The organism is Kitasatospora sp. NPDC059973, assembly GCF_042737525.1.
Classification (GTDB): Bacteria; Actinomycetota; Actinomycetes; order Streptomycetales; family Streptomycetaceae; genus Kitasatospora.
Genome location: NZ_JBHWUI010000233.1, coordinates 1 through 9,840, shown reverse-complemented (window position 1 = coordinate 9,840; position 9,840 = coordinate 1). Strand labels below are relative to the sequence as shown.

General features: G+C 74.8%; 5 protein-coding genes and 1 pseudogene. 3 read left to right on the top strand and 3 right to left on the bottom strand.

Annotation, left to right across the window (positions count from 1 at the left end; all coding sequences use genetic code 11):
* Positions 1 to 73: 73 nt before the first annotated feature.
* Positions 74 to 898: a leucyl/phenylalanyl-tRNA--protein transferase gene (locus ACFWA9_RS36045; protein ID WP_380393217.1), complete on the bottom strand. Its 825-nt coding sequence runs from the start codon at positions 896 to 898 to the stop codon at positions 74 to 76.
* On the bottom strand, positions 895 to 4,308 hold the full coding sequence (locus ACFWA9_RS36040) for an amino acid adenylation domain-containing protein (protein WP_380393220.1): 3,414 nt from the start codon (positions 4,306 to 4,308) through the stop codon (positions 895 to 897). Before ACFWA9_RS36040 ends, ACFWA9_RS36045 begins: the two co-directional genes overlap by 4 nt.
* A 389-nt stretch (positions 4,309 to 4,697) precedes the next feature.
* Here ACFWA9_RS36040 and ACFWA9_RS36035 point away from each other — a divergent pair, with 389 nt between their 5' ends.
* Complete coding sequence (locus ACFWA9_RS36035; RefSeq protein ID WP_380393214.1) at positions 4,698 to 7,826, top strand: putative bifunctional diguanylate cyclase/phosphodiesterase; 3,129 nt, start codon at positions 4,698 to 4,700, stop codon at positions 7,824 to 7,826.
* A gap of 6 nt (positions 7,827 to 7,832) precedes the next feature.
* On the opposite strand, the gene ACFWA9_RS36030 is transcribed toward ACFWA9_RS36035, so the two are convergent.
* A complete protein-coding gene (locus ACFWA9_RS36030) occupies positions 7,833 to 8,300 on the bottom strand; it encodes an OsmC family protein (RefSeq protein ID WP_352287520.1) in 468 nt (155 codons plus the stop codon).
* 520 nt (positions 8,301 to 8,820) lie between these two features.
* Between ACFWA9_RS36030 and ACFWA9_RS36025 the strand changes: the two genes are divergently transcribed.
* A complete protein-coding gene (locus tag ACFWA9_RS36025; protein WP_329490364.1) occupies positions 8,821 to 9,354 on the top strand; it encodes a hypothetical protein in 534 nt (177 codons plus the stop codon).
* Positions 9,355 to 9,526: 172 nt separating this feature from the next.
* A pseudogene (locus tag ACFWA9_RS36020) lies at positions 9,527 to 9,840 on the top strand (hypothetical protein); the annotation flags it as partial.

Sequence of the window (9,840 nt, the reverse complement as noted above, 5' to 3'; positions counted from 1 at the left end):
CCTCCCGGGCGGGGCCGCGCCGTCGGCCGCCGCGCCGCCTCCGCCGCCTCCGCCGCGGGGCCGGCGACCGCGGTCACCGGCCCAGCCGGGCGGCCGGGAGCATCGCGGTGGCCAGCGGACCGACCTCGGCCGGTGCGGCGAGTTCGGCGAGGTAGCGCTCGCGCGGGACGGCGGTGGCGCCGAGGGCGCGGACGTGGGGCGAGTCCCACTGGGCGTCCAGCAGGCGCCCGCCCGCGTCGGCGAACCGCGCGGCGAGGTCGGCCACGGCGACCCGGCCGGCGTCGGAGCGGCGGTGGAACATCGAGTCCAGGCTGAGCACCGGGCCGGCGGCGACTCCGAAGACCCCGCCGATCAGCTCCTCGCCCTCCCAGACCTCGGCGCTGTGGGCGGCGCCGCGCCGCTGGAGTTCGACCAGCGCGGCGCACAGCTCCGGTACGAGCCAGGAGGGTTGGCGTGCCCGCGCGCAGGCTTCGAGCACGCGCGGGAAGGCCCGGTCGGCGCTGGTCCACCACCGCCGGCCGTTCCGCAACCGCCGGGCGAGCCGGCTCCCGACGTGCACCGCGTCCGGGGCGAGCACCGGGCGGGGGTCGGGCGACCACCAGGCGAGCGCGTAGGGGTCGTCCTCGGCGCCGGGCAGCAGCGCCACCTCCCCCGCCGCCACCGCCTCCTCGAACCGGACCTCGTTGAAGGCACTCGCGTAGTCGTCGGCGGCGGGCATCGGGAAGAGCCCGTGCCGGTAGGCCGCCAGCAGCACGTCCGGCCCGAGCCGCCCCCCGAACGCCACCGGCCCGTCCCCCGGCGCGCCCCGCACGTCCAGGCCCCCGAACACCCCGTCGCCGAACGACCCGTCCCCGAACACCCCGTCCCCGAACACCGCGTCGCCGCCGCCCCCGCTCACCGCCGGACCACCCCCGCCGGGGGTGTCAGGAAGCCCTCCGCGGTCAACTGCTCCAGGTAGCGGTCGAGTAAGGCGTCGTCCACCGCCGGGAGCTCGATCCCGCTGCCCATCAGCGCCTGGTCGGTGTTGGCCCGGTCGAAGAGCGGGAACGTCGGCCGAAAGTACATCTCGCTGATGGACAGTTCGGTGCCCGGGCTGCGGTCCACGAAGAGCGGCACGAACGGGGTCATCGGGTGGGTGGGGTGCCCGGCGGCGAACCGGACGAGGTCCTCGACCCAGGCCTTGTAGGGGACTTGCTCCACCGGGTGGCCGCGCGCCCGCAGCCGTTCGGCGAGGTCGGAGAGCACGGCGGGGCGCGGCGAGGTGATGTGGTAGACCTCGCCGATCGCGGGGGCGTGCCGGGCGATGTGCGCGACGGCGCGGCTGAACCGGTCGGCCGGGACGAAGTCGAGCAGCAGCCGGACGTCCGGGCAACTCCCGCTGTCGGCCATGTACTTGATCAGCGCGCAGATCTCCGTCCCGGTGTTCATCACCCCGGTGGCGAGGTCGCCGGTGACGTCGTTGGTCCGCAGCACGGTGACCGGCAGCCCGGCCGCCGCCGCGTTGTGCAGCAGCTGCTCGGCGACCCACTTGCTCTCCACGTAGCCGACCGCGAGCCGGTCCGGGTGGGCCAGCGGCGTCCGTTCGGTCACCTCGCCGACGCCCGCCGGGCCGAAGCCGGCGAGCACGGCGAGCGTGGAGAGGTAGTGCACCGGGATGCCCCGCGAGTGCCCGGCCAGCCGGACGACCTCCCGGGTGCCGCCGACGTTGGGGCCGCGCAGCTGGTGGTACGGGTAGATGAAGTTGACCTGCCCGCCGAGGTGGTGGATCGCGTCCAGGCTGTCGGCGAGCGCCTCGAAACGGTGCTGGGAGAGCCCGAGCAGCGGTTCGGCGAGGTCCCCGACCAGCGGGACCACCCGGCCGTCCAGCACGTCCTTGCGCAGGTACCGCTGCTGGGCGGCCCGGATGCGCTCCAGCGCGTGCTCCTCGTCGGGGGCGCGGACCAGGCAGTGGACACGTGCCCCGGTGGTGTCCAGCAGGGCGGCGAGCAGGTGGGCGCCGCAGAAGCCGGTGGCGCCGGTGAGCAGGATCTCGGCCGGTTCGGCGCGCGAGGGCGCGGGGCGCCAGGACTGGCGTACGGGGGTGCCGAGTTCGGCCTCGGCCGTCCAGTCGACGGCCACCTCGCCGAAGCCGTTGCCGCCGGCGCGGGCGGACTGGGTGGCGGTCGCGAAGGCCCGCAGGGTGGCGTCGCGCAGCAGCGAGCGGGTGAGGAAGCGGATCCTGGTGACGTCGATGCCGAACATGATCCGGGCCCGGGCCAGCATCTCCATGGCGAGCAGCGAGTTGCCGCCGAGGGCGAAGAAGTCGTCGGCGGGTCCGACCTCCTCGACGCCGAGCAGCTCGGACCAGAGGTGCGCGACCGCGGGTTCGATCGCGCTCCCGGAGCCGTCGACGAGCGGCCCCGCGTCGCGGCGGGCACCGTCGGGCGCGTCGGCCCGGGTGTCGGCGCCGCGGGCCTCCACGGCGCCCTCGCCGTCGCGCCCCGCGCGCCGCTGGAGCTGTGGCGCGGTGCGCGGCAGCCGGCGCCGGTCGATCTTGCCGGCGGCGGTGAGCGGCATGCTGTCGAGGAGGACGAAGTCGGCCGGGACCATGAAGTCCGGCAGCCGCTCGGCGAGGTAGTCGCGGATCTGGGACCGCCGGGCCCGGGCGCCGGAGCCGTCCCGGTCGGCGAGCGTGTAGTAGGCGGTCAGCACGTGCGTGCCGTCCGCGGCGCCGTCGGCGGCGACCCGGGCCTGCCGCACGTCCGGGTGGGCGGCGAGCACCGACTCCACCTCGGCCGGGTCCACCCGGTAGCCGCGGACCTTCACCTGGTCGTCGAAGCGGCCGAGGATCTCCAGCTGTCCGTCGGACCGCCAGCGGCCGGCGTCGCCGGTGCGGTACATCCGCTCGCCGGGGACGGGCGCGTAGGGGTCGGGCAGGAAGGCCTCCGCCGTGAGCCCGGGGGCCCGCCAGTAGCCGCGGGCCAGGCCGGGGCCGCCCAGGTAGATCTCGCCCTTCTCGCCGGGCCGCACCGGGCTGAGCCGGGCGTCCAGCAGGTGCAGCCGCACCCCGGGCAGCGGCCTGCCGATCGGGACGGGTGCGGCGCCGAGCCCGGTCCCGCCGGCCGGCCCCAGCACCGCCGGGGTGACCTCGCAGAGCGTGGAGGTGACGGCCGCCTCGGTCACCCCGTAGGCGTTGACCAGCCGGACGCCGGGCAGCCGGACCAGGCAGTCGCGGCTGTCGTCGGTGTGCACGGTGTCCCCGCCGACCACGACGAGCCGCAGGCCCTCGGGGGCCGGGCCGCCCTCGGGGAGCAGCGCGAGCACGTGGTGCCAGTAGGCGGGGGTGAGGTCGGCGACGGTCAGCCCGAGCTCGCGCATCCGGTGCACCAGCTCGGTGGGCGCCCAGGTCCGGGCGCCGCCGAGGACGAGGGTCGCGCCGCTGAGCAGCGCGGCGAAGACCTGCTCCAGCGAGGTGTCGAAGCCCAGCGCGGCGAGTTGCAGCACCCGGTCACGCGGAGTGAGCTCGTAGGCGCTGATCACCCGGTCGAGCGTGAAGACCAGTGAGCGGTGGGTGACGGGTACGCCCTTGGGGGTGCCGGTGGTGCCGGAGGTGTAGATCAGGTAGGCCAGGTCGTCCGGCACGGCCGGGTCCGGCACCGGAACGCCGTCCTCGACCGGGTCCTCGGCCCGTTCCGCGGCACTGCCCGGGGGCGTCCCCGCGGTGCCCGGGCCCGGGTCGCCGTCCGGCCCGGCCGCGTCGGCGCCGACCACCGGGACCCCGGCGAAGTGCCGCCCGTGCTCCCCTACGACCACCACCGCCCGGCAGTCCACCACGAGCTGCGCGAGCCGCCGCTGCGGGTGCGCCGGGTCCAGCGGCAGGAAGGCCCCACCGGCCTTGAGCACGCCGAGCCAGGCCGTGATCAGGGCCGCCCCGCGCTCCAGGCAGACCGGCACCACCCGCTCCGGCCCGACGCCCCGGGCCCGCAGGACGGCGGCCAGCCGGTCACTGCGCAGGTCGAGCTCGCGGTAGCTCAGCTCGCCGTCCTCGGCGAGCAGGGCGACCGCGTCCGGGTCGTGGGCGGCCCGGGCCCGGAACAGTCCGTGCACGGTGTCCGAGAACCCGGCCCGGGCCGGGCCCCGGCCGGCGCCGCCGGGCCCGGGGAGCCCGAGCCCGGCCCAGCGCCATTCGCGCTCGACATGGGCCCGGCAGTCCGCGAGACCGGCCGGCCCGAACACCGTGCGCCAGCCCCCCGGCACGGTGAAGTCACCGGGCCAGATCGCGTACTGACCGTCTTCGTTCCGCACCACGGCGTGGCGCCCGGAATTCACATCCGGGCGCGCGCCCTGTGCGCTGTCGACTGCATCGTCCACCGGCTTGACCTCGTGGTGTGGCGGCAGAATGCTGGGAGGTGCGACATTTCCGACTATACGCACCGAAGGACCGTTCCGAACGTCCGGCCGAAAGCCCCCGGACGGGCGGGGCCGCTGCCCGGAAATCGCGGGCACCCCCGAGCGGACTCCCCCGACAGGGCCTACGGTCGTACCCGAGTACACCTTTCGGGGAACCCGAGCACAACCCCGAGCACAACCCCCGGACCTGCCCCGGCAGGTCCCGTCCTCGCCCGAAGTCACCGCCGGACCGGCGCAGTGATGTCGCGGAGGAGGTAGCGTCCTTGACACGTCGGCGACAACGCCTGATGGTCTGTTACCTGTCGTGGATGGTGCTGTTCACCTGCATCTACTACAGCAACCCGACCCAGCGGATCATCTGGTGGACCGGCATCGGCCTCGGCGGCGTAGCGGCCATCGTGGTGGGTGTCCACCTCAACCGCCCGGCGCACCGGCTGTTCTGGTACCTGCTCGCCCTCGCCAACCTCAGTTTCACCGCCGGCGAGGTCGTCCAGGTCATCCAGATGCAGTTCCTGCACCTGGGCAGCCCCTTCCCCTCCGTCGCCGACGGCTTCTACCTCGCCGAGTACCTGCTCTACGCGGCCGGCGTGCTCGGCTTCATCCGCTGGCGCACGGCCCACCAGGACCGCGCCAGCCTGCTGGACGCCCTCATCCTGACCATGGGCCTGGCCCTGCTCGCCTGGATCTACCTGATCCTCCCGTACGCGCGGAACCCGGACCTCAGCTGGTTCCAGAAGGCCGTCTCGATCGCCTACCCGCTGGGCGACGTGGTGGTCCTCGCGCTGCTGCTGCGCCTGCTGGTGCCACGCGGCGGCGGCAGCCGCGCGCTCCAACTGCTCACCGTCGGCACGGTCGGCCTGCTGATCTCCGACATCCTGTACGGGCTCATCGTGCTGCACGGCAACTGGCGCATCGGGAGTCCGGTCGACCTCGGCTGGGCGGCCTTCTACACCGCCTGGGGCGCGGCCGCCCTGCATCCCTCGATGGTCGAGCTCACCAAACCGGTCCCCACCCAGCAGGTCGATCTCGGGCGGGGCCGGCTCGCCCTGCTCGCCGCCGCCTCGCTGGTCGCGCCGACCATCCTGATCGTCGAGTCGATCAACGGCAACACCCACAACGCCGGGGTGATCGGCGCCTTCTCCGCGCTGCTCTTCCTGCTGGTGCTGGCGCGCCTCGCGCTCGTGGTGAGCGCCCGGCGCGAGGCCATCGCCCGGGAGCGCGTGCTGCGCGAGGCCGGCGCCTCGCTCACCGCCGCGGTCACCGTCGAGGAGGTGGCCGACGCCGTCCAGGGGGCCGCCTCCACCCTGATGCCCACCGAGCGCGGGCACGTCGCCCTGCTCGCGGTCAGCGAGGCCGGTGTCCTGCACATCCGGCACGCCGAGCGCGGCCCCGCCCAGCACCACCTGCACGACGGCTCCGACTCGGACGAGGTGCTCGCCCTGGCAGCCGTCCGGAATACCCGTTTACTCCCCGTCGAGGACATCGGCACCGATCTCGCCGTCCGCTTCGACGGCATGCCCTGCGCACTGCTCTGCCCGCTCACCCTGGCCGAGCGCCCCTCCGGCGACCCGCTGATCGGCGCCCTCATCGTGACCGGCACCGAGCAGGAGCTGACCAGCCTCTGGAGCTCGCTGGAGATCCTGGCCGCCCAGGCCGCGCTGGCCGTCGAGCGCGTCATGCTGAGCCAGGAGATCAACCGCCGCAACAGCGAGGCCTACTTCCGCACCCTGGTGCAGAGCGCCAGCGACGTCATCCTGATCCTCAACGCCGACGACGGCGTCCGCTACGCCTCGTCCTCCGCCGAACGCGTCCTCGGCTACGCCGACCTGGACGGCGTCCTGATCACGGACCTCGTCCCGCCCGAGGACAGCCGTGCCGTCGGCAGCGCGCTGGCCCGGATGCGCGGCCCGGACGGCGGGGTCCGCACCGGCGACAGCCGCGAGCAGCAGCGCGAGCACTGGCGCCTGCTGCGCCAGGACCGCACCCCGATCGAGGCCGAGGTGCGCTGCAACGACCTGCGCGGGGATCCGACCGTCGGCGGCCTGGTGCTCACCCTGCGCGACGTCACCGAGCAGCGGCAGATGGAGCGCGAGCTCACCCACCGGGCCTTCCACGACTCCCTGACCGGCCTGGCCAACCGGGTGCTCTTCCAGGACCGGGTCGGCCACGCGCTCTCCCGGGGCGAGCGCAGCGGGGCGGTCACCGGCGTGCTCTTCATCGACCTGGACGACTTCAAGGTGGTCAACGACACCCAGGGCCACGCGGTCGGCGACGAGCTGCTGGTCGCCGTGTCGCTGCGGGTCTCCACCGCGCTGCGCACCTCCGACACGGCGGCCCGGCTCGGCGGCGACGAGTTCGCGGTGCTGGTGGAGGACGCGGTGCGCCCCGCGGACGTCGGCGCGATCGCGGACAGCGTGCTGGCCGCCTTCGTCGAACCGTTCAAGCTGAGCGCGGGCGCCGTCCGGGTGACGGCGAGCATCGGGGTGGCGACCACCGAGGACAGCGTGGACTCGGCGGAGCTGCTCACCCACGCCGACCTGGCGCTGTACTCGGCGAAGGCGGCCGGCAAGCGCCAGTGGTGCCACTACCAGCCCGCCCTGCAGGCCGGGCTGGTGGAGCGGCACGAGCTGAACGAGAACCTGGACGTCGCGATCGCCGAGTCCGCGTTCAAGCTCTACTACCAGCCGATCGTCGACCTGGCGACGGGCGAGCTGGTCGCCTTCGAGGCACTGGTCCGCTGGCCGCACGACCGGCGCGGGATGGTCCTGCCCGACGAGTTCATCGCGCTCGCCGAGGAGAGCGGCCAGATCGTGCCGCTCGGCGCCTGGGTCCTGGAGCGCGCCGCGCACGAGGCCGCCGGCTGGCAGCGGCTGACCGCCGACCGCCGCCGCGCCACCGGCCGGCCACCCCTGCGGGTCAACGTGAACGTGTCCGCCCGGCAGTTCCGGGACGCCGGCTTCGTCGACATCGTGCGCGCCGCGGTACGGGCCTCCGGGATCGCCCCCGAGGCGCTGGTGCTGGAGCTGACCGAGTCGGTGCTGATGCGGCGCGACGAGCGCGTGCACACCGACATGCGCACGCTGAGCGAGGAGCTGGGCGTCGGCATCGCGATCGACGACTTCGGCACCGGCTACTCCTCGCTCTCCTACCTGCGGGAGTTCCCGATCTCGATCCTGAAGATCGACAAGTCCTTCATCGACGGGCTCGGGATGTCGCAGCAGCAGTACGCGCTGGTCGAGGGCATCACCCGGATCGCCGACACGCTGGGCGTCCAGGTCATCGCCGAGGGCATCGAGAACACCGAGCAGCGCGACCTGCTCGCCGCCATGGGCTGCCCGCTCGGCCAGGGCTACCTCTTCGCCCGCCCGCTGACGCCGGACCAGGCCGGCGCCCTGGTCCGGGGCGAGGTCGACCTGGCCGGCCAGCGGCAGTCGTGACGGCCCTCAGCCCCGGGCGGCGGCCTCCGGCGGCACCTCCGTGGTGCTGACCACGACGCCGGCGGTCAGCGTCCGGTGCACCGGGCACTTCTCCGCGATGTCCAGCAGCCGCCGGCGCTGCTCGGCGTCGAGGGCGCCGTCCAGCCGGATCTCCCGGGTGATCCGGTCGACCAGCCCGTGCCCGCTCTCGCACTCCGCGCAGTCCTCGGCGTGCACCCGCTCGTGCCGCAGCGCGACGGTGACCTTCTCCAGCGGCCAGCCCTTGCGCTCCGCGTACATCCGCACCGTCATCGAGGTGCAGCTGCCGAGCGCGGCCAGCAGCAGGTCGTAGGGGTTCGGCCCGCTGTCGGCGCCCACCGGCCCCGGCTCGTCGGCCGCCAGCTCGTGGCGGCCGGCCCGGACCTGCTGGCCGTAACGGCCGACGCCGCTCTCGCTCACCACGACGAGCCCCCGCTCGGACTGCTGCTGTTCCATCGTCATCCCTCTCGTACGGCTCCGGCCTGCCCGGCGGCGCTTCAGAATACGGAGCCGGCCGGGAGCCCCGGCGCCACGGGTGCGCGCAGGTGCCGTTCCAGGAACCGCGCCGCGCTCTCCAGCTCCGCCGCGGGCACACCCGCGTGGCCGCCAGGACCGGCGTCCGGCTGTGGCCGCCACCGCCGTGGCCCAGCAGCACCAGCGGGCGGCCACCGACGGCACCGGTGGGCGTCCAGAGCACACCGGGGACGTCGCCGACGGTGAAGCGGCGTTCCGAGACGCCGTCAGAGGTCTCCTCCACGAGGAAGCGCATGGGTCCGTGGCCTTTCTGGCTGCCGCCGGGGCGCGGTCGGTCGGGTACCCGGGAACCGTACCGGCACCGCGCTTGGACGGGCATCTGACGGTCGCTCGGGCGACGGCGGGACAGCCGCGCGTCGTTCAGGGGGGTTTGCCGGGCGCCGGACGGGCAAAGCGAGGGCCCGGCGGCCGCACCGGCGGCCCGCCGCCGAAAGGAGCGGAGATGGATCCTCTTCAGATCGTCATTGTCGCGGTCATCGCGGCGGCCGCGCTCTTCGCCGTCCTGGCCCCCCGGCTGCGCTCGCACCGACTGCGCGCACGGTTCGGGCCGGAGTACGACCGCACCGTCCTGGTCCACGAGGGCGACGTCCGGGCGGCCGAGCACGACCTCACCGACCGGCTGGCGCTGCGCCGCCGGGTGAAGACCGTCCCGGTCGAGGCCGCCGACCGCGACCGGTACCTGGCCGAACTGCGCGGCCTGCAAGCCCTGTTCGTCGAGGACCCGCGCCAGTCCGCCGTCCGTACGGCGCGACTGCTGGACTCCCTGCTGACCGACATGGGCTACCCGGGCGAGGGCCGTCCGGAGGTCCTCTCCGTCGACCACGCGGCGCGGCTGCCCGCCTACCGCGACGCCCGCCGGGCCCTGGACAACCCGGGCGCGGACAGCGAGGAACTGCGCTGCTCCGTGATCGCCGTCCGCGACCTGATCGTGGAACTGCTCCACGAGGAGCGCACCGGCGCGCTCGCCCGCCACTGACCGCCCCCGTCCGTACCCCACCCGCACAGCGCACCCGCATCCGTATCCGCACAGCACTTGTACAGCGCCGACCTGTACACAACCGGCCCGTACGACACCGGCCCGTACGGCCGCCGTACGTATCCGGGCCGGTCCGGACGCATCCGTACGACGTCAGTCCGAGGAGGAGACGATGACCCGCATCGAGCAGCACCGCAGCGAGAACGGCCAGGGCAACGACGACCGGACCGGTCACGGCCGGGTCCACCACGCCGCCGACCCGCGCCACACCGGCACCCACGCCGGCGGCCGGTCCGGCCACCCCCGGCACGCCGCCGGGCACGGCCCCGCACCGGCCACCGACGGCACGGCCGAGCGGTCCGAGGACCGGCCGGACGTCGCCTCGCTCCAGAAGTTCCCGGCGGTCCGGCCCGCGGAGCCGGACGCGGCGCCCGCCCCGGACGCCGTCCCCGCCGCCCCGACCGCTCCGCCGGCGCCGGGCGCGGC